This is a genomic window from Bradyrhizobium sp. CAR08 (assembly GCF_052871955.1).
In genome coordinates this window covers 1-24,228 of the sequence record NZ_JBIXJX010000024.1, presented here as the reverse complement: position 1 = coordinate 24,228, position 24,228 = coordinate 1, and the positions used below count along the sequence as shown (strand labels likewise).

At 63.8% G+C, this 24,228-nt stretch carries 24 protein-coding genes; 17 read left to right on the top strand and 7 right to left on the bottom strand.

The window, feature by feature from the left end:
- Positions 1 to 33 precede the first annotated feature (33 nt).
- A complete protein-coding gene (locus ACIPUD_RS34140) occupies positions 34 to 291 on the bottom strand; it encodes a DUF3606 domain-containing protein (protein WP_018453928.1) in 258 nt (85 codons plus the stop codon).
- Positions 292 to 570: 279 nt separating this feature from the next.
- Between ACIPUD_RS34140 and treZ the strand changes: the two genes are divergently transcribed.
- Entirely contained in the window at positions 571 to 2,382 is a 1,812-nt protein-coding gene (gene treZ, locus ACIPUD_RS34135) for a malto-oligosyltrehalose trehalohydrolase (RefSeq protein WP_247361093.1), read from the top strand.
- A gap of 63 nt (positions 2,383 to 2,445) precedes the next feature.
- The gene (locus ACIPUD_RS34130) at positions 2,446 to 3,303 is read left to right on the top strand and encodes an SDR family oxidoreductase (RefSeq protein ID WP_018453930.1); all 858 of its coding nucleotides are present in this window, start codon (positions 2,446 to 2,448) and stop codon (positions 3,301 to 3,303) included.
- A gap of 91 nt (positions 3,304 to 3,394) precedes the next feature.
- On the opposite strand, the gene ACIPUD_RS34125 is transcribed toward ACIPUD_RS34130, so the two are convergent.
- A complete protein-coding gene (locus tag ACIPUD_RS34125; protein WP_018453931.1) occupies positions 3,395 to 3,910 on the bottom strand; it encodes a YciE/YciF ferroxidase family protein in 516 nt (171 codons plus the stop codon).
- A gap of 86 nt (positions 3,911 to 3,996) precedes the next feature.
- Between ACIPUD_RS34125 and ACIPUD_RS34120 the strand changes: the two genes are divergently transcribed.
- The 4 genes from ACIPUD_RS34120 to ACIPUD_RS34105 all read left to right on the top strand — a co-directional run bounded on the left by ACIPUD_RS34120 (position 3,997) and on the right by ACIPUD_RS34105 (position 5,008).
- Complete coding sequence (locus ACIPUD_RS34120) at positions 3,997 to 4,191, top strand: hypothetical protein (protein WP_007614011.1); 195 nt, start codon at positions 3,997 to 3,999, stop codon at positions 4,189 to 4,191.
- 120 nt (positions 4,192 to 4,311) lie between these two features.
- On the top strand, positions 4,312 to 4,494 hold the full coding sequence (locus tag ACIPUD_RS34115; protein WP_143273038.1) for a hypothetical protein: 183 nt from the start codon (positions 4,312 to 4,314) through the stop codon (positions 4,492 to 4,494).
- Positions 4,494 to 4,706: a hypothetical protein gene (locus ACIPUD_RS34110; protein WP_143273036.1), complete on the top strand. Its 213-nt coding sequence runs from the start codon at positions 4,494 to 4,496 to the stop codon at positions 4,704 to 4,706. The genes ACIPUD_RS34115 and ACIPUD_RS34110 overlap by 1 nt, the downstream gene beginning before the upstream one ends.
- Positions 4,707 to 4,822: 116 nt before the next feature.
- Positions 4,823 to 5,008 (top strand): hypothetical protein, encoded by a 186-nt coding sequence (locus tag ACIPUD_RS34105; RefSeq protein ID WP_018453934.1) that lies wholly within the window; start codon positions 4,823 to 4,825, stop codon positions 5,006 to 5,008.
- Positions 5,009 to 5,055: 47 nt separating this feature from the next.
- Here ACIPUD_RS34105 and ACIPUD_RS34100 read toward each other — a convergent pair whose 3' ends face one another.
- On the bottom strand, positions 5,056 to 6,843 hold the full coding sequence (locus ACIPUD_RS34100) for a peptide ABC transporter substrate-binding protein (RefSeq protein ID WP_085348497.1): 1,788 nt from the start codon (positions 6,841 to 6,843) through the stop codon (positions 5,056 to 5,058).
- 390 nt (positions 6,844 to 7,233) lie between these two features.
- On the opposite strand from ACIPUD_RS34100, the gene ACIPUD_RS34095 reads away from it, so the two are divergent.
- From ACIPUD_RS34095 to ACIPUD_RS34055, 9 genes are all read left to right on the top strand, one after another.
- Positions 7,234 to 8,028 (top strand): MetQ/NlpA family ABC transporter substrate-binding protein, encoded by a 795-nt coding sequence (locus ACIPUD_RS34095; RefSeq protein WP_247295672.1) that lies wholly within the window; start codon positions 7,234 to 7,236, stop codon positions 8,026 to 8,028.
- Positions 8,029 to 8,164: 136 nt separating this feature from the next.
- Positions 8,165 to 9,199 (top strand): putative FMN-dependent luciferase-like monooxygenase, encoded by a 1,035-nt coding sequence (locus ACIPUD_RS34090; RefSeq protein WP_085357552.1) that lies wholly within the window; start codon positions 8,165 to 8,167, stop codon positions 9,197 to 9,199.
- Positions 9,200 to 9,227: 28 nt separating this feature from the next.
- Positions 9,228 to 9,854, top strand: a complete 627-nt coding sequence (locus ACIPUD_RS34085; RefSeq protein WP_162496264.1) for a CMD domain protein — start codon at positions 9,228 to 9,230, stop codon at positions 9,852 to 9,854.
- 12 nt (positions 9,855 to 9,866) lie between these two features.
- Positions 9,867 to 10,451 carry an alkylhydroperoxidase domain protein gene (locus ACIPUD_RS34080; protein ID WP_085348494.1) on the top strand — a complete coding sequence of 195 codons (585 nt, stop codon included), beginning with the start codon at positions 9,867 to 9,869 and terminating at the stop codon, positions 10,449 to 10,451.
- 60 nt (positions 10,452 to 10,511) lie between these two features.
- Positions 10,512 to 11,669, top strand: a complete 1,158-nt coding sequence (locus ACIPUD_RS34075; RefSeq protein WP_026232631.1) for an ABC transporter substrate-binding protein — start codon at positions 10,512 to 10,514, stop codon at positions 11,667 to 11,669.
- A gap of 13 nt (positions 11,670 to 11,682) precedes the next feature.
- Positions 11,683 to 13,506, top strand: a complete 1,824-nt coding sequence (locus ACIPUD_RS34070; protein WP_446482405.1) for an ABC transporter permease — start codon at positions 11,683 to 11,685, stop codon at positions 13,504 to 13,506.
- Complete coding sequence (locus ACIPUD_RS34065; RefSeq protein ID WP_162496263.1) at positions 13,506 to 14,348, top strand: ABC transporter ATP-binding protein; 843 nt, start codon at positions 13,506 to 13,508, stop codon at positions 14,346 to 14,348. Before ACIPUD_RS34070 ends, ACIPUD_RS34065 begins: the two co-directional genes overlap by 1 nt.
- The gene (locus ACIPUD_RS34060) at positions 14,345 to 15,085 is read left to right on the top strand and encodes an ABC transporter ATP-binding protein (protein WP_085357560.1); all 741 of its coding nucleotides are present in this window, start codon (positions 14,345 to 14,347) and stop codon (positions 15,083 to 15,085) included. The genes ACIPUD_RS34065 and ACIPUD_RS34060 overlap by 4 nt, the downstream gene beginning before the upstream one ends.
- A gap of 283 nt (positions 15,086 to 15,368) precedes the next feature.
- Positions 15,369 to 16,400, top strand: a complete 1,032-nt coding sequence (locus ACIPUD_RS34055; protein WP_094183266.1) for a HoxN/HupN/NixA family nickel/cobalt transporter — start codon at positions 15,369 to 15,371, stop codon at positions 16,398 to 16,400.
- A 13-nt stretch (positions 16,401 to 16,413) separates the two neighbouring features.
- On the opposite strand, the gene ACIPUD_RS34050 is transcribed toward ACIPUD_RS34055, so the two are convergent.
- From ACIPUD_RS34050 to ACIPUD_RS34040, 3 genes are all read right to left on the bottom strand, one after another.
- The gene (locus tag ACIPUD_RS34050) at positions 16,414 to 17,916 is read right to left on the bottom strand and encodes an ATP-binding protein (protein ID WP_085357564.1); all 1,503 of its coding nucleotides are present in this window, start codon (positions 17,914 to 17,916) and stop codon (positions 16,414 to 16,416) included.
- A 38-nt stretch (positions 17,917 to 17,954) separates the two neighbouring features.
- On the bottom strand, positions 17,955 to 18,077 hold the full coding sequence (locus ACIPUD_RS34045; RefSeq protein WP_274535530.1) for a hypothetical protein: 123 nt from the start codon (positions 18,075 to 18,077) through the stop codon (positions 17,955 to 17,957).
- A gap of 101 nt (positions 18,078 to 18,178) precedes the next feature.
- The gene (locus ACIPUD_RS34040; RefSeq protein WP_085394205.1) at positions 18,179 to 19,243 is read right to left on the bottom strand and encodes a ketopantoate reductase family protein; all 1,065 of its coding nucleotides are present in this window, start codon (positions 19,241 to 19,243) and stop codon (positions 18,179 to 18,181) included.
- 853 nt (positions 19,244 to 20,096) lie between these two features.
- Here ACIPUD_RS34040 and ACIPUD_RS34035 point away from each other — a divergent pair.
- Positions 20,097 to 21,179, top strand: coding sequence for an alpha/beta hydrolase (locus tag ACIPUD_RS34035; RefSeq protein ID WP_085357568.1), 1,083 nt, complete (start codon positions 20,097 to 20,099; stop codon positions 21,177 to 21,179).
- 97 nt (positions 21,180 to 21,276) lie between these two features.
- Here ACIPUD_RS34035 and ACIPUD_RS34030 read toward each other — a convergent pair whose 3' ends face one another.
- The gene (locus ACIPUD_RS34030; RefSeq protein WP_085357570.1) at positions 21,277 to 21,756 is read right to left on the bottom strand and encodes a MarR family winged helix-turn-helix transcriptional regulator; all 480 of its coding nucleotides are present in this window, start codon (positions 21,754 to 21,756) and stop codon (positions 21,277 to 21,279) included.
- Between the two features lie 503 nt (positions 21,757 to 22,259).
- Between ACIPUD_RS34030 and ACIPUD_RS34025 the strand changes: the two genes are divergently transcribed.
- A complete protein-coding gene (locus ACIPUD_RS34025; RefSeq protein WP_085357572.1) occupies positions 22,260 to 23,834 on the top strand; it encodes a porin in 1,575 nt (524 codons plus the stop codon).
- Positions 23,835 to 24,228 lie beyond the last annotated feature (394 nt).

Below are 24,228 nucleotides of genomic sequence, written 5' to 3'. Positions count from 1 at the left end.
GAATAGCCCCTGAAGAATTTGGTGAGGTTGCCGTCACTTCCGCGTCGCCTGCTCGCCGACGGTCGCAGAAGTAATCACCGCGACAGGGGGCACATCGTCCGGCTTCGGCAGCGTGGTTGCCCTTTGCAGCGCCGCCTCCTTGCTGATAGCCGCAATCGAGTTGCCAATCCGCTCGACGATGCTGGTCAGCTCTGCGTCGGATAGTCCGAGACGCTTTCTGACGAGGCGCACCTGAGTACGGTCGGCGAGGTCGAGCTTGTTGCGGATCGGCTGTGGCTTCGAGCGGCGCATGACGAAAACTCCCGTGTGGAGTTGCAACCGTCGCCCCGGCGATTCCGTTCCCTGTTTGCAACAGTGATCTTCCCCAACCCATCGTCGCCGCACCTCGGCCCAAAAGTGCACACAACGCACATGGCGCATCGGTGTGGCGCCGGCCTGAGGAACGAATGCCCACATCTCGGCTTCTCCCGTTGAGCATGCTCAAGCGATCGTAAAATCGAGCCTCGCGAAGCGTGCCGTAACTTCCAGCCATGCACGCAAAGGCGGCCAGGTTTGAGTCACAGTTTGGGAATGGCTGGGCCAGCGCGACACCACGGCCCTCGATGCCTCGACCACGGGGTCTGCTTCAATCTGTGGGCGCCGACGGCGCAATCGGTCGAATTGCTCGAAGCCGGCCGGCCGCCACTCCGGATGATGCGCGACCACGATGGCTGGTACCAGGCGTTGAGTCCCACCGCGCATGTCGGCACGCGCTATCAGTTCAGGATCAACGAAGACCTGGTCGTTCCCGATCCCGCCTCGTTCTTCCAGCCGGACGACGTCGGGGCCCCGAGCGAGGTGGTGGACACTGCGGCGTTCCGGGACTCGGTGCTCTATCCCGGCCGCCCTTGGGCGGAGGCCGTGATCTACGAGTTGCACGTCGGCACCTTCAGTGAGGAGGGCACCTATGCCGGCGTCGAGAAGAAGTTGCCCTATCTGCGCGATCTCGGCATTACCGCAATCGAGCTGATGCCGCTCAATGATGTCCCCGGCCGGCACAATTGGGGCTATGACGGCGTGCTGCTGAATGCGCCGAATGCGCGCTACGGCAGGCCGGAAGACCTCAAGCGGCTGTTACGCGCGGCGCATGCCCTCGACATCATGGTCTATCTCGATGTTGTCTATAACCATTTCGGACCGCAGCTGAACTATCTGCACCTCTATGCGGAAAGTTTCTTTACCGCGCGCCACAGCACCGGCTGGGGCCCTGCCGTCAACCTCGAGGGACACGACGGCGCGTTCGTGCGCGAGTTCCTGATCGAGAACGCGTTGATGTGGCTGCGCGACTACGGGTTCGACGGCTTGCGGCTCGACGCCGTTCACGCCCTGAAGGACGATTCCGACCGCCATTTCCTGATCGAGCTTGCCGAGACGGTTCGCAGTCAGCTGCCGGACCGGCGCGTGCATCTGATGCTGGAGAACGAGGCCAATCAGGCCCGCCTGCTCGACCGTGCTCAGGGGCGAACCCGGCTCTATGACGCGCAATGGGGCGATGATTTTCACAACGCGCTCCACGTCCTGTTGTCGGGCGAGGACGAAGGCTATTATCGCGCGTTCGCAGACAGGCCGCTTGAACATCTCGCGCGAGCGCTCACCGAGGGCTTTGCCTACCAGGGCGAAATCTTTCCGCTGCATGACGAACCGCGCGGCGAGCCGAGCGCGCATCTGCCGCCTGATGCCACCATCTTCTTCGCCCAGAACCACGACCAGATCGGCAACCGCGCGCTCGGGGAGCGGCTTTCCGCGCTGGTCGGTCCGGAGAAGCTGGACCAGGCCATGGCACTGGTTCTCTTGAACCCGCATATTCCCCTGTTGTTCATGGGTGAGGAAGCCGCGGCCGAGACGCCATTCCTGTTTTTCGCAGACTGGTCCGGCGAAGCTGCCGAGCTGACGCGGGAAGGGCGGCGCAAGGAGTTCGCGCACTTCAAGGCGTTCTCGACGCCCGGCATGCGCGCCAGGATTCCGGATCCGTGCGATGAAAAAACCTTCGGGGCATCGAAGCTCGACTGGGCCGGCATCGACCGCTCTCCCGCCAGCGCCAGGTTTCGCGGCCTCACAGCCCGATTGCTGAAGATAAGGCGCGAGAAGATCGTTCCGCTGATCAAACGGGGTTTCGTTTCGGCTCATTGCAGGTTGCTGGGGGAGAACCAGCGTAAGGGCGGCCTGGATGCCCGTTGGCGGACGCAGAAGGGAGACATCTTGCAGATTCTTGCCAATTTCGCCGACCACGAACTGCCCATGCCGGCGCTGGTCGCGGGCGAGAGCCTATGGCGATTGGGCGCCGCCGACGCGCCAGAGCTGTTGCCGAGCGACATCATCGTGCGGCTTGGCCACGAGGCGTGATGGAACCGCGAGGAACGCTTCCGAAAGCTTTCCGTTAGCGGAGTAAATCCCTGGAGCCACTCCATGACCGAATATCCAAAGCCGCCTTATCCGTCCCAGCAGCAATCGATGCCCGGTTCGACCCGCGCGATGAATCCACGACCGGATCACGGCGAAGAGAGTTACAAGGGCTCCGGGCGACTGTCCGGAAAGAAGGCAATCATCACCGGTGGCGACAGTGGCATCGGCCGCGCGGTCGCGATCGCCTATGCCCGGGAAGGTGCCGACATCGTCATCGCCTATTTGAACGAGGACGAGGATGCCGCTGAGGTCAAGACGCTGGTGGAGCGCGAGGGACGCAAGGTCGTCCTGATCCCCGGCGACATCCGCAATCCCGATCATTGTCGCGCGATCATCCAGCGCACCGTCGAGGCGTTCGGCGCAATAGACATCCTCGTCAACAACGCGGCGCATCAGGACACGTTCAAGGAGATCGCTGAGATCAGCGACGAGGAATGGCAGCGGACGTTCGAGACCAACATTCACGCCATGTTCTATCTCACCAAGGCTGCGGTCCCCCACATGCGCCCGGGAGCGGCGATCATCAACACCGCGTCGGTGAACTCCGACATGCCGAATCCAACCCTGCTGGCCTATGCCACGACCAAGGGCGCCATTCAGAACTTTACCGGCGGCCTTGCGCAGATGCTGGCGGCAAAGGGCATTCGGGTCAATGCGGTCGCTCCGGGTCCGATCTGGACGCCGCTGATTCCGTCGACGATGCCGGAGGACAAAGTCAAGAACTTCGGCAAGCAAGTGCCGATGCAACGGGCCGGCCAACCGGCCGAACTTGCGACCGCCTATGTCATGCTCGCCGATCCACTCTCGAGCTACACGTCGGGAGCGACCCTGGCGGTCACCGGCGGCAAGCCGTTCATCTGACCGAACCTGCAACGAGAACGTGGCAGCCCCGCGGGTGGGGCCGCCACGTCTAGTACGTCTTCACCAGCACGCCTTGACCAGCAGGTCTCGATCAAGCCGCGCTGGACGCCTTGGCATTGACGCCCTTGCGAAGCGCCACGGTGTTCAGCTTGGTGTTGGCGGCCTTCTCTTCGTTCAGGTTCGTCGTGAGGAAGCGCACGATGTCGTCGTGCCCGAGTTCCTCCGCCCATGCGATCAGCGTGCCGTAGCGGCACATCTCATAATGCTCGACGGCCTGTGCGTTGGCCACGATCGCGGCATCGAGCACGGCCTTGTCCTCGATTTCGCCCGCGGTCTCATCGGCCTCCTTGATGAGGCCGTCGATGGCGGGACAGTGTGTCCCGCTGGGCTCCTTGCCGAGCTTCGCGAATGCCTTGCCGAGCCTGTCGACCTGCTTGTTGGTCTCCTCCAGATGGGCTTTCAAGCCGGCGGCAAGGTCCCTGTTTGTCGCCTTCTCGATCATCTTCGGCAGAGCCTTGAGGATCTGCTGTTCCGCGTAATAGATATCCTGCAGGCCGTGCAGCAGCAGGTCTTCCATCGATTTGATGTCCTTGGTGAAGAATCCCATAAACGACGTCTCCTTTGACAATGATGGAACTGGAACGCTGCACAGCCCTAGCTGTTCCATTCCCGTGATCAGATCAGGAGAGCCGAATGAGCGATGGTGCGGATCATCTTGCGGGCTTGCTCGGACGAGCGGCCATGGACGTGTGGGGTGACATGCCTCGCGACATCCAGGAAGCGCTGTTCGAGACCGCCATGAAGGGGCGTCCTGCGGAGCGGGAAGAGCTCGCGCGACTGCTGCACGAGCGGCATCCCCGTACGCTTCATCCGGCACGGCCTGGCTGAGCCGCGGCAGGAACGATTGTGTCAGAAGCCGATTTGTAAAATGGGCGAGGCGCGGTGAATGGGATTGACGAAGCCCGTGAGCCGTAGCTCGCCCAGGATCAAATCGGTGAGTCGATCGGCGTGACTGAAATGATGATCGGAAAATGGTACGACCCGATCTCCCAGCGATGGATCGTGCCTCGCGAGGAACGTCCGGTGGCGGACTATTCGCAGTCCAACCCGGAGAAGGGGCCGGAAAGCAGCGCATCGCGCGAGGCGCAGCGGATCTGGGACCTGTTGGTCGATTGCTGCGCGCGCGGTTGATGTCCGAGCCGCACCATCATTCGCTTCTACTTGGCAATTCAGAGAGTGATGACATAGACCGCGAAGGCAATGATGAGCGCCAGGCTTACGACGGCGGTGCTGATCAATATCTTGCCCATGGCGCGTCCGTGCTGTCTCGCCGCGTCAATGTAACAGCCGCCATTTTCGTTCCGGAGCGGCAGGTGAAGGTGGCTCCCACTGTTCACATGTGAACAAAGGGTGTCGGCACCAATGGCGTGAACTATATCATTTGATACAGACATGGCTGCGCTCGCACTTATCATCGGCAATCCCGCACCGCATGGTGCCATGAGATGGAGACCCGATCGTGCTCAGGCGGCGTCGCGTTCAGCAAACCACCACTCTGCAAGAACGGCTTGCGGAGTTCACCAGGACCATCCGTGAAAAGGCCGAGGCGTTGCCCGACGGCAAGGAGCGGGATGAGCTGATGAAACGGCTCAGAAGCGCCGACGCGGCGTCAAACCTCGACCGTCAATTCGCCGGCAGGGATTGAGCTGGTGGTCTGCCGAGGCGGAGTTTGCGCGTTCAGCCTCTCCGGCGTCAGCTGCGATACCAACTCGCCAGATTCCAGGTCGTGACGTCCCATCCCGACATGTCGACCATGAGGTTGTTGACCCCTGCGTTGACGATGTTGCGGGATAGAAGCGGCAGGAACACGTTGGCCTCGCAAAACGTTTCGTCGACCTTGATCAGCAGCGCGGCCCGCCTGACCGGATCAAGCTCGTTCTGCGCAGACTTGTAGGCCTTGTCGGCCTCGGGATCGGACCAGCGCGAGACGTTGCGGCCGAGCCATTTGTTTTCCTTGTTGGAGATCTCCCAGGAGACGCACTGGTTCAGGAAGCGCTCCGGGTCGGGCTGCGGCTGCGTGGTGTTGTACATCTCCATGTCGGCATAGAACTTAGAGTAGGTGTCGGGGTTGCCGACGTCGGACGAGAAGAACACCGATGCCGTGACCGCCTTGATTTCGATCTCGATCCCGGCCTTCTGGCAGGCCTGCTTGATGATGGCCTGCGTCTTCTGACGCGGCGCATTGGTCGAGGTCTGGAAGACGAATTTGAGCTTCTTGCCGTCTTTCTCGCGGATGCCGTCCGCGGCCTTGGCCCAGCCGGCCTCGTCGAGGATCTTGTTCGCCTTGTCGACGTCGAACTCGTATTTCAGCTTCGGCGACTTGAACTGTTTGGGCGCGTTGACGAAGCTCGCGGTGGCGACGCCGCCGCGCCCGTAAATGAATTTCTGAATCGACTCGCGGTCGATCAGCAGATTGATCGCGCGGCGAACGGCGGGATCGGACAGCGTCGGGTGCTTGGTCTTGGGGCTTGAGCGCTCGCCGTCCACCTCGGTCCAGGGGTCCGTCGTGTTGAGGATGATGAATTCGACGTTGCCTGATGGCGTGACGTCGAGCTTGCCCTTGCCGCTGGCCTCCATGCGTTTGAGGACCTCCTCCTCCACCTGCATGTTCCAGGCATAGTCGTATTCGCCGGTCTGCAGCACGGCGCGAGCCGCGGACACCGCATCGCCACCGCCCTTGATCTCGAGCGTGTCGAAATGCGGCTGGTTCTTGACGTGATAGTCGGGATTGCGTTCGGCCCGGATCAGGTCACCCGGCTTGAACTCGACGAATTTGTAGGGACCAGTGCCGACCGGCTTCAGATTGCCGGGCGCTTCGCGCGACTTCGCGCCGACATAGTCGCCGAAATGATGTTTCGGCAGGATCGGACCGACCGAGCCGACGAAGGGATCGGCCCAGAACGGCGTCGGCGCCTTGAACAGCACCTTGACGGTGTGGTCGTCGATCTTCTCGACCGTGATGTCTTTGTAAGACCCCGTAGTGTACGCCGCCGTGGCGAGATCCGAGGCGTATTGCCAGGTGAACACGACGTCGTCGGCGGTGAAGGGCTTGCCGTCATGCCATCTCACGCCCTGCTTCAGTTTCCAGGTCACGCTCAGGCCGTCCGGCGAAAGGCCGCCGTTCTGCTTGGACGGAGCCTCGGCCGCGAGGCAGGGGACGAGGTTGCCGTCCTTGTCCCAGCCGGCGAGGGGCTCGAAGAAGACGCGCGAGGCGATCTGGTCCTTGGTCCCGAGCGCGAAATGCGGATTGAGCAGTGTAGGGGCCTGCCAGAGCAGGATTTTGAGTGGGCCGCCGCCGCCGGCCTTGGTCGGCTTGTAGGGCAGGGTGGCGTCCGCCATCGCCACGTCGTTCCAGACCAGGATCTGGCTCGCGACAGGCGCCGCGATCCCGATCGCAGCCATCGTCTGCATGAACGAGCGTCGCGACAGGGTGCCCTGCTGCACCTCAGTGATGGACTTGCGGATTTCGTTCTCGTTCATCGGATGATCCCCCACTTCAAGGACAAGTCGTCACCGGCCAAGGCCCATCATGTTTGATCATGGGCGAGGCGGCAATGCCACCAAGGTCAGAAAACCCTGCGGCGAAATGACGAATGTGCGGGGAGAGGTCTGACGCCCGGATGGAGCCGAGCGCAACCAGGATAAGTCCAGCCGCGCTGGCGGCGCCCCGGATTGCGCATCGCTCCATCGGGCTACGGGCAACGATCCGTGGGTTTTGTCGTGACGCGTCTCACGCTTGCGCAGATGCATTCGTTCCCCGCATGCCGTCGAACGGAGAAGCGTCGTCCGCGTCAATCGGTCAATATGGATTTACATTTCATTGATTTCGCGCCGCGGAGAAGCGAATACGGTTCCAATCATTGCCGAGTCATGGAGACCAAGATGTCGTTCTGTTCCACCCTGATCCTTGCGACCGTGCTCGCCGTCTGGTCGGCCGCCGCTTCAGGCGAGACCATCAAGATCGGCGTGACGCCGGGGCCGCACGCCCAGATCTTCGAGGCGGTGAAGCCGATCGCCGCCAAGCAGGGTCTCGACATCCAGCTCATCGAATTCTCCGACTACGTCGTGCCGAACGCAGCGCTCGATGCCGGTGAGATCCAGGCCAATTCGTTCCAGAACCAACCATATTTGGACAATCAGAAGGCGGACCGTGGCTACAAGATCGAAGCCGTCGGCCTGACCGTGAATTTCCCGATCGGCGTCTATTCCAAGAAGCACAAGGCCTTCGCCGATATCCCCGAGGGCGGCAAGGTCTCGATCCCGAACGATCCGACCAATGGCGGCCGCGTGTTGCTGCTGCTGCGCGACCAGGGCGCGATCAAGCTGAAGGACGGCACGGGTTTCAAGCCGACGGTGCTCGATATCACCGAGAATCCCAAGAAGCTGAAGTTCATCGAGGTCGACGCGGCGCAGGCGCCGCGCGCGCTCGACGACGTCGACGCCGCCGCGATCAACACCAATTATGCAACCCAGGCTGGCCTCGATCCCGTCAAGGATCCGATCCTGCGCGAGGACCCGAAGGGTCCCTACGTCAATCTCATCGCCGTTCGCACGGTCGACAAGGACAAGCCCTGGGTCAAGATCCTGGTGGACAGCTATCACACGGCGGAGGTCAAGGAGTTCATCCTGACCAAGTTCAAGGGCGCGGTTCTGCCGAGCTGGTAGGCAGTCTGCCCAGCCAAAGTTCAGCTCAGGGCGATCCCGGCGGGCGGGCTTGCGTACTAGCCCTGCGCAATGCCCGCTTGTCTGGAGCTGCGGCAACCGACATCATCGGGACCTATCCTCGTCCGACAGGGGTCGTATGAAACGCTTAGCAAACCTGAAACGCCTGGGGTTTTTCACGCGGCTTCTCGACGAGGCCCCGCCGGCCGACCGATATCGCTTCGCGGCCGAGCAGATCGTGCGCGCCGAGAAGGCGGGCCTCGATTCCGCGTGGATCGCGCAGCATCATTTCCACGAGCGCGAGGGCGGCCTGCCGTCGCCCTTTACTTTCCTCGGTTACGTCGCAGCCCAAACCTCGCGCATCCGGCTCGGCACCGGCATCGTCACCTTGCCGCTGGAGAATGCGGTGAGGGTGGCGGAAGACGCCGCGGTGCTCGACCTGCTCTGCAACGGTCGCTTCGAACTCGGTGTCGGCACCGGCGGCAATCCCTCGGCCTTTGCCGCCTTCGGCCTCGACAGCGCCCAGCGCAACGAGATCTTTGCGCGCAATCTGGACGTCGTCCGCACCGCGCTGGTGGGCAAGCCGCTCGAAGGTGGTGACACGCTCTATCCGCAGCGGCCGCAATTGGACGACAGGATCTGGCAGGCGACGTTCTCTGTCGCGGGCGGCGCGCGTGCCGGCAAGGCAGGCGATGGCCTGTTGCTGTCGCGCACCCAGCCTCGAACCAAGGAGGCGCCGAAGGCAACGCTCGCCGAGATTCAGAATCCGGTGATCGATGCCTATCTCGAGGCGCTGCCGCCGGGACGGGAGCCCCGCATCATGGCCTCGCGCACCGTCTTCGTTGCCGACGACCGGACTGAGGCGATGCGTCTTGCCGATATCGGCCTGCGGCGCGCGCTCCCGCAATTCCTCAAGGGCGGCCACGCCAAGCCAGGCGAAACGCTCGAGGAGATGATCGCGGCGTTCGACACCCATGTCGGCGCGGCCGACGACGTCATCGCTTCGCTCCGCGCCGACGCCACGCTGGAGCGGGTGACCGATCTCGTCTTCCAGGCGCATTCGGTCGATGCCCCGCATCCCCATATCCTGCGCTCGATCGAGCTGGTGGCGGAGAAGGTCGCGCCGGCGCTGGGCTGGGCGCGGACGGCGCCCGACGTGGCGCTGGCGGGTTAGTCGGAATGAGGTTGCAAGAGGCTGAATGATGGCTACGAAAGATATCATCGACACGCTCGCCGGGATCGAACCGGGTTCGGCTCTGGACGGCATTCGGGCCAAGCGCATCCAGGCGCGCGACAATGCGCAGAAGAGCTATCTCTCGCTGTTCGAGCCGATCGACGCCGGCGATGTCTCGCTGGTGGAGCGCGCCGCGGTCGCGCTCTTCGTGATCGGGCTTCACCGCGAGCCCACGATGGCCGGCTTCTATCGGGCGAAGTTAGCTGCGACCGCCGATGGCGCGCGCCTGGTCGAAGCTGTCGATGTCGAAATCGCGCGGAGCGAGACCTCGGGCCCCTACGGTGCCTTTCCAACCGGCCCCCTGTCTGTCGAAAACAAGGCCGGCTTGATCTACCGCGTCAGCGCGGAGCGCAAGCCCGATCTCGGGGACCGGCTCGCTGCGGCGTTCGAACATGCGCATCTGCTGGTGTTCCGCCCGCGCGATGCGGCCGCCGCCGACATGAAGGCTCTGCTCGCCGCCGGTTGGTCGAACACCGGAATCGTCACGTTCTCTCAGCTCGTTGCGTTCCTGTCGTTCCAGGTGCGCGTCGTCACCGGACTGCGCGTGCTCGGTGCCTCGCTCGGGCGCACCACGAACGCCGCGGCCGGCGCGTAAGGAGGCTGCATCATGAGCGCTGCAAACAATGCCAATCCGCCCGTCGTCTTCACCCAGGACGAACTGGGCTGGGTGTCCTGGATCGACCCGCTGCTCGAAGCCGAGCTGACCGAGCGGCATTTCGCGGGCCTCGTCGATCGCTCCCGTTCCAAGTCCGAGTATTTCCGCCTGCTGGTGCGCGACCCCGAGGTGCTGGAAGCCCGCACCAAGACGGACAAGGACATCTTCTACAACGTCGCCGACGGCCTGCCGCGCGCCGAGCGCGAGCTCGCGGCGGCTGCGACCTCGCGCTACAACGGCTGCATCTACTGCGCCTCCGTGCATGCGCGTTTCGCCAGCACTTATTCCAAGCGCCGCGACGATGTGCAGCGCCTGCTCGACGAGGGCGTCGGCGCCGATCTCGGCGAGCGCTGGAATGCGGTCGTCAAGGCCTCGGTGGCGTTGGCTGCGACGCCGATCGCGTTCAGCCCCGACAATATCGATGAGCTGCGCCGCGCCGGTCTCGACGATGCCGAGATCGTCGACGTCATCAACGGCGCGTCGTTCTTCAACTGGGCGAACCGGCTGATGCTGTCGCTTGGCGAGCCCTCGAAATAGCCAATCTCACCGGCATGGAAATTGCTAGTTGTTTCAACGCCTGACAGGATGGAGCCGTCCATGAGCAACATCGATCGTCGTACCCTGGTCAAGGGCTCGCTTGCCGCCCTGATGGCGGGGGCAGCCTTCTCGCGCGCCGCGCTTGCGCAATCGTCCGAACCGATTTTGCTGGGCGTCAGTGGTCCGTTGACCGGGCCGAACGCACAATATGGCACGCAGTGGAAGCAGGGCTTCGATCTCGCGCTCGACGAGATCGAGGCAGCGGGCGGCATCAACGGCCGCAAGCTCGCCTATAATTTCGAGGACAGCCAGAGCGACCCGCGCCAGTCGGTGGCGATCGCCCAGAAATTCGTCTCCGATCCCAGGATTGTCATGGAGCTCGGCGACTTCTCCAGCCCCGCCTCGATGGCGGCCTCGCCGATCTATCAGCGCGGCGGGCTGGTGCAGTTCGGATTCACAAATTCGCATCCCGATTTCACCAAGGGCGGCGACTTCATGTGGAGCACCTCGGTCAGCCAGGCTGACGAGCAGCCGCTGCTGGCGGCCTATGCCGTCAAGCGCCTCGGCCTGAAGAAGCTCGCCGTGCTGCACCTCAACACCGATTGGGGCCGTACCAGCCGCGACTATTTCGTTAAGGCCGCGAAGGAGCACGGCGCCGAAATCGCCGTCACCGAAGGCTACATCGCGGAGGAGCGCGACTTCCGCTCCACGCTGGTGCGTGTCCGCGACGCCAATCCTGACGGGCTGATCCTGATCTCCTATTATTCCGACGGTGCGCTGATCGCGCGCCAGGCGCGCCAGGTTGGGCTGAAGCAGGTGATCTGCGCCGCGAGCTCGGTCTACTCGCCGAAATTCCTGGAGCTCGGCGGCGAGGCCGTCGAGGATGTTCATGTCGGCACGCGCTACTTCCCGGAAGACCCGCGCCCCGAGGTGCAGACGTTCATCGCCGGCTTCAAGAAGAAATACAACGGGGTGGAGCCCGACGCGTTCAACGCCTACGCCTATGACGCGATGAACATGGCGGCCGCCGTGGTGAGGATCGGCGGCGCCGACCGGCGCGCGATCCGCGATGCCTTCACGAAAGTGAAGGACGTCTCGAGCGTGATCTTCGGCAAAGCGACGTTCGACGTCGAGAGCCGGCGCGTCAAGGGCGCCATGAATGCGGAGCTCGTCGTGCGCAAGGGCCAGTTCGCCCTCTGGGACGGCAAGCCGACCTGAGGGGATCTCCTGCGTGTCTTCCTGGCTCGACTACACGATCAACGGGCTGATCGTCGGTAACGTCTACGCCCTCGTTGCGGTCGGGCTCGCGCTGATCTTCGGCGTCAGCCGGCTGATCAACTTTGCGCAAGGATCGATCTACGTCGTCGGCGCCTATATCGGCTGGGTCGCGGTGGTGCAGCTGCATACGCCACTGCCGCTCACCATCATCCTGGTCGCGGTGGCGGCGGCGCTGGTCGGCTTGATCATCGAGCGGTTCGGCCTGCGCCCGCTGCAGAACTCGGTGCGCATCGCACCGCTGCTGGCGACCATCGGCATCAGCTTCGTGCTCGATCAGCTCGTGATGCTGACTTTTTCGCCCAATCCGCGCGCATTGCCGAGCCAGTTGCCGGATGTCCGCTTCCAGATCGGCGGCGGCACGATCGGCCCGCTCGATCTGCTCATCGCCGGTGTCGGCCTCACCAGCGCGTTGCTGCTGTTCGTGTTCCTGCGCTACAGCAAGCTCGGCTGGGCCGTGCGTGCCACCGCGCAGGACCGCGACGCCGCGATGCAGATGGGCGTCGACGTCAACCGCGTCAATCAGGCCGTGTTCGGCATTGCGGCTGCGCTCGGCGGCGTCTCCGGCCTGCTGGTCGGTATGTACTATAACCAGATCGACACCGCGATGAGCCTGCAGGCGACGCTCAAGGGCGTCGTCGCCGAAGTCGTCGGCGGTGCCGGCAATGTGCCGGGTGCGGTGATCGGCAGCCTGCTGCTGGGATTGGTGGAGAGCTACGGCGTTGCCGTGTTCGGCACCAGCTACCGCAACCTGTTCGCGTTCCTGCTGCTGGTCGTGGTGCTCGTGCTGCGCCCGAACGGTCTGTTCGCCAGCGCGCGGCAGGCGCCGCCCGAGCCGCTCACCGGCACTTTCATCGCGCCGAGCCGCCCGGTCTGGATTCCGCGCTGGGCTCTGCTGATCGCTGCCGTCGTCTTCGCGATCCTGCCGCTGTTGCCCGTGTCGTTCTACGTGCTCCAGACCCTGATCAACGCCTGGCTGCTCGGCATGCTCGCGCTGAGCCTCACCCTGGTTGCAGGCACGATTGGTCAGGTCTCGCTGGGACACGCCGCGCTGCTCGCGATCGGCGCCTACACCTCCGCGCTGCTGTCGCTCACGTTCGCTGTCCCGGTCGGCCTTGCCATCATCGGCGGCGGCCTGATGAGTGCTGCGCTGGGCACGGCGCTGATCTCGCCGTCGTTCCGGCTGCGCGGACATTATGTGTCAATCGCGACGCTCGCGATCGGCGAGATCGTCTCGCTGGTGATCCTGAATTGGGAGAGCGTCACGCGCGGGCCGATCGGCATCTCCGGCATCCCGCCGCTGTCGCTGTTTGGCTATGAGCTGGTCAGCCCGATTTCGATCTACTGGTTCAGCTTCATCGTGATGGTCGTGCTGGCGCTGCTGCAGGGACGCCTGCTCGGCTCGCATCTCGGCCGCAGCTTTCGCGCCATCCGCGACGACGACATCGCCGCGCGGGCCTATGGCCTCAGCCTGAATCGCTACAAATCGCTGGCCTTCATCTTCGGCGGCTTTGCCGCGGGGGTCAGCGGCGGCATCGCCGCGCATCTCTATTCCTATATCAACCACGAGACCTTCAACACGCAACAATCCATCCTGGCGCTGACCGTCGTCATCCTCGGCGGTCTCGGCAATGTCGTCGGGGCGATTCTCGGGGCGGTCGCGCTGGTCGGCCTGCCGGAAGTGTTCCGCATCGCGGCGGAGTATCGCATCCTGATCTACGGCATCGTGCTGCTGCTGCTGGTGCGGTTCAGGCCGCAGGGCCTTTTGGGGACGGTGTGATGATGGACGCACACACGGCGATGCTGTCCCTGCGCGGGCTCACGCGGCGCTTCGGCGGCCTCACCGCCGTCGACGCCATCGATCTCGATCTCGCCAAAGGCGAGCTGATCAGCATCATCGGCCCGAACGGGGCGGGCAAGACAACGCTGTTCAATCTCGTGACCGGGCTTGACCTTCCGGACGCCGGGACGGTTCGCTTCGAAGGTCAGGACATCACAGGTTTCTCGCCGGAACGCCTGGCGGCCGGAGGCATCGCGCGGACGTTCCAGCTCGGCCGCGTCTTCGGCAATCTCAGCGTGATGGACAACGTCCTGATCGGTGCGCATACGCGCTTGCGCGCGGTGAAACCGGCAGTGCCGGTGATCGGCCCGCTGCTGGAATTGGGTCTGGCGCTGCTGCGCCCCGCCAGCGTCAAGGCGGAGGAAGAGCGGCTGCGCGAGGAGGTGAAGGTCATTCTCGCGCGCTTCGGCGAGCGGTTGCTGCCGCGTATCGACCAGCCGGCCTACAGCCTCTCTTACGCCAACCGCCGCCGCGTCGAGATCGCGCGCGCGCTCGCCTTGAAGCCGCGCCTGCTGCTGCTGGACGAGCCGACCGCCGGCATGAATCCGACCGAGACCACGGAGATGCAGGGGCTCGTCGCCGAGCTGAAAGCCGAAGGGCTGACGATCGTGCTGATCGAGCACAAGCTCGAAATGGTGATGCGCCTCTCCGATCGCGTCATCGTCATGGACGAGGGCAAGAAAATCGCGGAAGGCCCGGGCGAAGCGGTGCGCGGTGATCCCAAGGTGATCGAGGCCTATCTCGGCCACGGCCTGACGACGAAGCAGGAGAGCGCGGCATGACGAACCCGCCTCCCGATGCGCTGCTCGCGATCACCGACGTCAATACCTTCTATGGTCAGGCCCAGGTGCATTTCGACCTGTCGATATCAGTTCCGCGCGGCCACATCGTCTGCCTGCTCGGCGGCAATGCCAGCGGCAAATCGACCACGATGAAGATCATTCTAGGCCTCGTGAAGCCGCGCTCGGGCGACGTGACGTTCGACGGCACTTCGCTACTGGGACTTACCACGCCGCAGATCGTCCGCCGCGGCATCGCCTCGGTGCCGGAGGCACGGCGGCTGTTCGCCGACATGAGCGTCCGCGAGAACATTTTGATGGGCGCCTTCGTGCGCGACGACCGCGAGGCGATCGCGCAGGATCTCGACAAGATGCTCACGCTGTTCCCGAAGCTCGGCCAACGGCTGTCGCAGCGCGCCGGCTCGCTCTCGGGCGGCGAGCAGCAGATGGTCGCGATGGCGCGGGCGCTGATGAGCCGTCCCCGGATGATCGTGATGGACGAGCCGACCATGGGCCTGTCGCCGCTTTACGTCGACCGCGTGCTGGAGCTGATCCGCACCATCAACCAGGAGGGCGTCTCGGTCTTCATGGTCGAGCAGAACGCCAGCCTCGCGCTCGAGATCGCGCACGAGGCCTATGTGCTCCAGACCGGCAAGATCGTTCTCTCCGGCTCCGCCCGCGCGCTGAAGGACGATCCCCGCATCCGCGATGCCTATCTCGGCGGCTCCGAGGCGGCGTAGCGCCATCTCGGCCTGCTGGTTCGAGACGCCCGCCCTCGGCGGGCGCCTCACCATGAGGGTCTGGCAACCTCGCGGCGAAGCAAGACCTCATCCTAAAGGAGCCCGCGCAGCGGGCGTCCCGAAGGACGCCGCAAGCACTGCTGCAGAACCGTGCCGCCCCTCCGGGATTGCACTGGTCAGTATGACCACCTTATGAAAAGATCATACCGCTCGTGCGATGGGTCGTGCAGCGGACGGAATGATTGGCGTGACGAAATTATCTTTGCGGGCGGTCGATCCCGGAATGATGCTGCTGTTCGGCGGGTTGATCGCGGCCAACATCGCGGCGTGGGCTTGGGCGTTCGCGGCGTTCGGTGACCGGCCGACGGTGATGGCGACCGCGCTGCTTGCCTGGGTGTTCGGCCTGCGCCACGCCGTCGATGCCGACCACATCGCGGCCATCGACAACGTCGTGCGCAAGCTGATGCAGGCCGGCGATGCGCCGCGCAGCGTTGGTCTCTATTTCGCGCTTGGTCATTCCACCGTGGTTGTGGTCGCGACCATGCTGCTCGCGCTGGGCTTGGTGAGCCTTGGCGGCGACAGCCTGCTCAAGGACGTCGGCGGCTTCATCGGCACGTCGGTGTCGGCGCTGTTCCTGCTGGTGATCGCGGCCATCAACCTGGTCATCTTCGCCGGCCTGTGGCGGACGTTCCGGATCGCGCGCGCGCAAGGCATTCACGACGCCGCGCAGCTTGATGCGCTGCTCGCCAGCCGCGGATTGCTGGCGCGGCTGCTCGGCCCGATGTTCCGCCTGGTGACCAAGCCGGCGCATATGTACCCGCTCGGCTTCCTGTTCGGCCTCGGCTTCGACACCGCCACCGAGATCGGCCTGCTCAGCATCTCCGCCAGCGAATACGCGCTTGGTGCATCGCTGGCCGACGTCATGGTCTTTCCCGCGCTGTTCGCATCAGGCATGGCGCTGGTCGATACCGCCGATTCCGCGCTGATGGTCAGCGCTTATCGTTGGGCCTTCGTCGATCCCTTACGGAAGCTCTGGTACAACCTCACGATCACCGGTGCCTCGGTCGCGGTGGCGCTGTTCATCGGCGGCATTGAGGCGCTTGGCCTGATCGGGGATCGGCTCGGCCTGTCTGGCGGTGTGTGGACGCTGGTCGACGGCCTCAACGATTCACTCGCGAACGTCGGCTTCGCCGTGGTCGCGCTATTCGCGATTGCATGGCTGGTTTCGGTCATGCTCTATCGCAGGCTATTCGCGCTCGAGCGGCGGCGCACGCCCGATGTGCTGGTGGGCGCCGATGCTACCGAGACAGCGTGAGTCAATCGTGGGCTCAAGCCGAAGCTGCGCTCTCCGCCGGCAGGTCGTCGGCATTGGGATCGCCCGGCGCGGTGGCCCACGCCAATTCCACCAGCGTCACGAACCTGCGGCCGGCGCCGTCGAGCTGGCAGACGATCAGGCCCTGCTCTTCCATGTAGCCGAGCAGGCGCTGAGCCCGGCGCAGCGAATGCGAGCCGTAGGCGCGGGCGATCGCGGCGTCGCCGGGGCAGGGCCAGCCTTCTTTCGCCGCGCGCGCGATCATCATGAACACGCCTTGCATGTCGTCGGGCAGGATCGAGGCGCGCAGCGACACGTCCTGCCAGGCGTCGTCCTCGGCATGCTCGGCGCCGAGCCCGGCGCGTGCGCGTGTCAGCATGCGGCGGAATTCGGTGAGGTCGGGCACCGCCGAGCCGAGTCCCTCGATGCGGCAGCGAACCACGAACTCCTGGTACAGCACGCCGACCGCGCGGAAACCGGCGTCGGGCGCGGCGAGCACGGCACGAAGGGTCCGATCCACGCGTTCGCGCCGTTCGGCAAGCTCTTCGGCACTAATCGGGACCTCGATTATTTCGGGGCCGATCTCCGGTGCCGCAGCCTTCGCGGCGCGGAGCTGCTCGAGCAGATCGGGCGCGGGCCGGCGCTGCGGCCGGCTGGCATCGGGCGGCGGCGCGGCCAGGATCACGGCGCGCATATTCTCGAGTGAGGTTTCGGGCATCGGCATCAGCCGCGGCGTGGAATTGCGCGGCTGGGTTTCGGTTGCGCCGATATTCAAACGCAGGGGGCGTCGCGACAGCGCGGGGCCGAGCGCCATGAATTGTCCGCGTTCGAGATCGCGAAACGATTCGGCCTGCCGCCGCTCCATGCCGAGCAGGTCGGCGGCGCGCGCCATGTCGATGTCGAGGAAAGTGCGGCCCATCAGGAAGTTGGACGCTTCCGCCGCGACGTTTTTGGCGAGCTTCGCCAGCCGCTGGGTCGCGATGATCCCGGCAAGCCCGCGCTTGCGGCCGCGGCACATCAGATTGGTCATCGCGCCGAGCGAAAGCTTTCGCGCTTCGTCAGAGACTTCGCCCGCGACCGCAGGCGCAAACAGCTGCGCCTCGTCGACCACCACCAGCATCGGGTACCAATGGTCGCGGTCCACGTCGAACAGTCCGCCGAGGAAGGCCGCGGCGCGGCGCATCTGGTTCTCGGCATCGAGCCCTTCGAGGTTGAGCACGGTGGAGACGCGATGCAGCCGCGCGCGCTCGCCGGCAACCTGAAGGCCGCGTTCGGTGTGATCCTCGGCCTCGATCACGAGATGGCCGAAATGCTCCGCCAGGGAGACGAAATCGCCTTCGGGATCGATGATGGCCTGCTGCACCCAGGGCGCGCTCTGCTCCAGCAGCCGCCGCAGCAGATGTGATTTTCCGGAACCCGAATTGCCTTGCACCAGGAGGCGGGTCGCCAGCAGTTCCTCGAGGTCCATGGCCGCCGCGGCGCCCGCCGTGGTCTGCCCCATCTCGATCGCAACCGTCATGCCCGACTCAAGTCCCATCATTCGCGGACAGGGGCTTATCAATCCGGCCACGGCGCGTCGAGCGCCATGCCGAGAATCATGCGTTGTTGCCCACGGCGGAGTTCAGGCGTGATTCGATTGCCGTAGAAGTGCGGGCCGATAGGGGGCTTGCGGATCGTCATCCTGGGGTATCGCTTGCGCGAGTTCCCCCGCTGATGTGCGAAACCGCCATTGCGCCGTGCGCTCGGCATGCGCCCCGTCAATGAGGGGTCCGCGAAGCCCGTTACAGCGCGCCCGATCCGCCCTGCACGATCTTCTCGTTGAGCTTCAGGTCCACGGTCTCGACGGTGCGGTCGATCTCTGCATTGGGCGCGCCGAGCTGATGCGAGATCAGCTTGACCAGCAGGTCGACGCGCTCGATGAAGGGTGCGCCGCCGGCCACCGCGCGCGCGGCCGATGACGGCTTCAGCAGGCTCTCGGCAGCCTTGGCGTATTTCGCGAACGGCACCTGGTCCTGCGGATCGGCGCCGAGGCGCCGGGCGATGGCGTCGACATGCTCGTAGATCGTCTGCGAGCGCGCGAGATCACCGTGCACGGCATCGCGGATCGACTGCGGCTCGTGCGGCGTGATGCAGCGGTAGTTGCCAGTCAGCAGCATCGACCATTTGGCCAGCGGCACGAACAGGGAATCGAACACCTTCAGCTTCACCGGCACGTCGTGGCCGTCGAGGGTCACCGCGTCGATGTCGGCTTCGAGCTCGCGCAGCACCTTGTTGTGCTTCTCGTCGGCGAACACGGATGCCTTGAAATTCGTGGGCAGACCGACGTGCAGCACGTTCGCAGCCTCTTCCGGCGGACGGAATGCCTGCGGGTCGGGCGAGCACAGGGTCACCAGCCCCGGCTCGAAGCGCTCCCACACCTGCGCATTGGTGTAGGCCTCCTCGAGATCCATGTCTGCGAGCGAGGGGATCCGCTTCAGATAGGGCAGCGGCGGCATGTTCATGATCGAGAGGCACGGCAGCTTCGCCGCGGCGATCCTGACCATGAGAACGCGCACCGTGTGGTTGGTGTATTGCGGCTCCTGCATTGCAAGGCCGACCATGTCGTAACGGGACAGGTCCACATTGGCCGGCGTCACGGCGTCGAGCTTGCCGGGCAGGTCGCGCGAGAAGATGGCGCGGTGAACCGCCTCGTCACGCAACTTGATGCGCACCTCGGTCCCCTCGCGGTTGATCATCTCCGCGGTCTTGGCGCGGCAGACCAGGGTCACGTTGTGCCCCGCCATCAGCAGCTTCGTGCCCAGCAGGGAACCGTAGGAAGCCCCGAGAATCAGGATGTTACGCGCCATGTCTCGTCCCTTTGACAATTTGTGATTTTTAAGACCCGGCCGTCATCCGCGGGCGAGTTTGGCGGGCATGTAAGGCAAAGTGCGTGCGGATGGCAACTGGGATAATGGATACAAGGCGCGGATCAGCGGGCGGCCCGGCGTGTTGCTTGACGCCGAAAGCAAGACGACGCCAAACCGGCGGCGGTTGTGCAGGGTCGTTGAGTTGCTCAAATAACTGGCTTACCGAAGTAAGAAATGTTGCACATCTCGATCGCCCAGGCTCTCCCAGAACGCGATCATACCTCGTCACGTCTCGCGCGCCGGGTGCGGATGAGCGACTTCGAGGATTTTGTCGCGCCGGTTTTCCTGCGACATTGACTAGCGGAAAGCCCTTTGGCGAAGGCCATCGGCATCGATCAGGCGGTAACCCGCCGCATTTTTATCGCTGGCGTGATTGGTGGCGCGCCGGATCGGCGTCATGAGGAATCATGATGGATGCCGACACAGGCGATGCCTTCTCCCCCGTTAAATGAGCTCCAATTTTAGTCGTCCACCGCAACAAAAAACTGCAAACGCGGGACAGCAAAAAATGGCAGAGTGGTGCGGGGCCTAAACTGTGTATCAGCAACGGAGCTGAGACGTGACGATTGAGTTGGAGTCGGCGTGCGACTTGTTTTGCGACCGGTTCGTTCGGACTGTAGTCCGTCCGGTCCAGTGCCCCCGCCCGCGAAGGGAAAACGGAACGATCATCGGGACGGCAGACGCAAGCGCGATCACGCACGCATGACATCGCCTCGAGCAGACATGCAGGGCGTTGCGCTGACAGCGCTGCGCCGAGTCCAAGCAACCGCCGACGCGCCGTTCGGGGACGGGCATGGAAGATGATCATTGGCCTCACGGCACGTGCGACGGCGCCGGTCGAAGCCTGGCGTGCTTGCGAAAACGCGCGTCCCATTTTTTCGAAAGCTTGTCCGTCGCGGAACTCGTGCGCGAGGCGCACAGGCATCGGTGGATTTCGGAGTGGTTGAGGATCTCAGGCGAGTACCGGATATTCGCCGAATCGGCGCGCGTAACCAGTTCAGCTCAGATCGCGCGGGAAGCGTGGCTGTGCTCGCTGACGGCCCTTGAAGTCGCGAGGAACCTGTCTTGGCCCGGAGATCCCGGGGGTACCGACCTCGTAGACAAGGTCAGACTCTGCCTGAGGGGCTTCGAGGCGGACGCCGGTTCGGCGATCGAGCGTGTGGAGATCGACTGCTTTGATCAAGGCTCGCTTGCGGGCTACTTTCTGCCGGCGTTCCCCGATCGGTCTTTCGCACCCGCGGTTATCTGCGTCAGCGACGAGGACATCACCCTCGGCTCGATGATGAGCAGGCTGTTGCCGGCTTCAGGGCGACGGAACGTGTCACTCCTGCTCGTTGATGCCGGCGATTCATCCGGTCGTAGCCCCTTCAAGCCGGCGCATATTCTTCAATGCTGGCTGGATTACCTGGAAGCTCGTCCGGACGTCGATTCGCAGCAGATCGCGGTCTACGGCGAGGGGGCGGCCGCCAGTCACGCATCCCGTCTTGCCCTCGTGGATCGCAGAATGGCTGCCGCCGTGTGCGACGGCGGCATTGCGACGCCGGTCATGCGCCGGGCATCGCTGCGCTGGATGATCGGCGTCGAGCAGGCGGTCCGTGACGGGCCCTCGACGGGTTCGTTGCTGCCGTTGTGTCGGATACCTTGCCCGCTTCTGATGGTCGTCGGCAGCCGCTCAATGGTTTGGGAGGAGGATGCTCTCGAACTGCAAGCCGGCTATCGGCAGGCCGGAGCCGATTGCGCGACCGTCGTGCCGAACTGCATTCCGCACCCTCTGGGCGAGGTCGAGAATTTCATCGCGGTGGACGATTTCATTTTCGAATGGCTCGACAGCAAACTTGGAATTGCCCGCCAGCTGGATTCCGTGACCTACCTCTAAGGCGCCAAGAGATTGGGGGAAGGCGAGAAAAGATTGGGAAGGCGAGGAGAGATTGGGGATGAATCGAGGCGCGCGTTCCGCGCCTGACGTCAGGGAGTCAGGAAGCGTCGATGGCCAGCAACCGTGCGGCCAGCCGGGCATTCTTGGCAATCGTTGCGAGCGCGGCATTCAGGTCGGCCAAGGTCTTCTCGTCGAGCTCGTTGAACATGGTCGAGTTCAAGGCGAGCTTTCTCTTCGACAGTTTTTCGATCTCCGTCGTTGCTTTCGCCGTCAGCGACATCAGGACGTAGCGTGCGTCTTCTGCGGCCGGCCGTCGCGACAGGAAGCCGCCCTTTTCGAGACTCTTGGTCTGGTTGGTGACGAAGGCGGGGTGGACGCGCAGCTTGTTCGCGATGTCGATTCCCGCGACACCTCGCCCCTGGTCCAGTTCGGTGATGGCCATCAGGATCAGCCACTGCGGCTCGGTAATGCCCAGCAGTCCGGCCCAGCTGGTGTGGATGTCCTCCAGCTGGGAATGAATTTCGACGACGTTCCAGATGAAGTCCGTAATCGCCCTGTCGAGTTTCTTCTCGATCATGTGGCTCCCTCCCGGTTTATCCCTTGCCTATCCTTAATGGGATATCTTGGAAGCGTCTCGAAAATCGCGCGCCGACTAAAGGGGAGATACCGCGCGGAAGAAATCGTAGGCTCACTTATTACTTGCAAAGAACAATTAATTTTATTATCGACTATCGCACTCTATTTCGCTGCTCTTGACCCACGCGACGGACAGCGATGCGAGACCTCCAAGAAGCCCTCGGGATGCCCCCCGAGGGCTTTTCTGGTCTTTCTATAGTGATCTTCCGGGGTGAGATCGCGCTGTTGCCCTCAAGCCACATCGCGACCCGAAGTGTCGATTCATCAAAGCAATAAATTGAGACCATTGTTTTTATAAACTATATGTGAAGCCGCGACGGAGGGGCACCTCGCTGTCGTTTCAGTCCGAACCTTCGGTGCGGACCTGAATTGAACGAAAATTGAGAGGGTAAAGCGGCGTCCACCGAGGACCCGAGCCCCCTGAACCGACCTGGAGGTTTACTGATGAAGTTGACGAAGACACTCTTTCTCGGCTCGGCTGCCGGCCTGATGGCCGCCTCCGGGGCGTTCGCTGCCGATCTTCCCGTGAAGGCCAAGGCGGTCGAATACGTGAAGATCTGCTCGCTGTACGGCGCCGGTTTCTACTACATCCCCGGCACCGACACCTGCATCAAGCTGGGTGGTTACCTGCGTGCCGATGCGAACCTCAATACCAATTCGGACTTCAACCCGAACCAGAGCGGTGTTGCCGGTGCACGCAACCGCCTGATGAACTACTACACCTTCCGCGCTCGTGAAGACCTCAACATCGACACCCGCACCGCGACCGAATACGGCGTGGTCCGCACGTTCTTCGACGGCGTCTTTACCTGGACGACCGGCAACTATTCGGGCACCGGTTCGGCAACGGGTGGCACCCAGTACAGCGGTACGCTCGGTCTCAACGCTGCGGGCACAGGCCTCGTCGGTTCGGGTAGCGGCAACGTCAATGGGACCGACGGCAATACCTCGGCCGGTGCGCTCGGCGTATACTACGCCTTCATCCAGTTCGCCGGCTTCACGATGGGTAAGGCCGTGTCGCAGTTCGACGCGCCCTGGACCAACTATCCCGGCAACATCACCGACAACCTCGTCGGCGGCAGCGGCACCGTTACCGGCGTCACCCAGTTCACCTACACCGCCGACTTCGGCCAGGGCGTCACGGCATCGTTCTCCGCTGAAGATGCGACGGCCTACTATCAGGCCGGCAACCTCAACATGACCGGCGCGACCGCAGGTGGCATCATCGGCGGCTCATACGGCACCAACGCCCTCGGCGGCTCGCGTTCGCCGAACCTCGTCGGTCAGGTGCGTGTCGATCAGGCCTGGGGTCTCTTCCAGGCGTCAGTGGCTGCGCATGACAACCATGTCGCCTATTACGGCGCGACCGAAGCCACCGGCCATCCCGACGACAAATGGGGTTGGGCGGTTCAGCTCGCTTTGTCGATCAAGAACATCCCGACCGGCGCGGGTGACACGATCAACATCCAGGGCGTCTACACCGACGGCGCGACCCGCTACAACTTCCAGAACCTGTCGGGCAGCAGCTACTCGCTGTTCGGTAGCTCGGGTGTTGCCTACCAGAGCGTTGGCTTCGCCAATGCTCCTGACACGGTGTACGTGACCGGTAGCTCGCAGGAAACCGTCAAGACGTGGGGCTTCCGTGGCGCTTACACCCACAACTGGGATCCCAACTGGAACTCCTCGCTGTACGGTGCTTACGCTCAGGCCCAGTTCGGCACGCTGGCCAAGACCACCATCTGCGGCGCCGGCGGCGGCGCCGGTGTGTTCGGAGCCCTGGCAGGTGTGACGGGTTGCAACCCTGACTTCGCGATCGGCCAGCTAGGTGTCGTCACCCGGTGGACCCCGGTCAAGAACCTGACCTTCTCGGCGGACGTGTCCTGGACCCATCTCGACCAGAAGTATTCTGGTACGGTTGGCGCCTCCCCGAGCGTCGCGACCGCCAAGCCAACCGCGGCCTACGAGCTGAAGGATCAGGACTCGGTCGCCATGATCCTCCGCGCTCAGCGCAACTGGTAAAATCTATCGAAACACATGAACGAACACCCGGCGGGAAACCGCCGGGTGTTTTTTTGCGCAAGGCAGATGATATAGGGCGGCGAAGCCCCGGTGCCCGGATGGAGCGGAAGCGTGATCCGGGGGCTGCTCGCGCTGCGTCCGGCACCTTCCCGGATCACGCTTCGCTTCATCCGGGCTACGGGACCGCGCCTGTGTCGCCCCCGTGTCAATCCGCTCTCACAAAAATATTCCGCTTTACCGAAATTCGGAAACGGCGTATGTGTTGGCCATCCCGGCTCATCCTTGAGGGGCGATCTTGTGGTCGTCATGTTCGCGAGCCGGGCTTGCGGTGGACGCGGCAGCGTTCGGGTGCGAGAGGCCAAGGGCAGGGCGGATTGCTCTCCGTGAGCCCAAG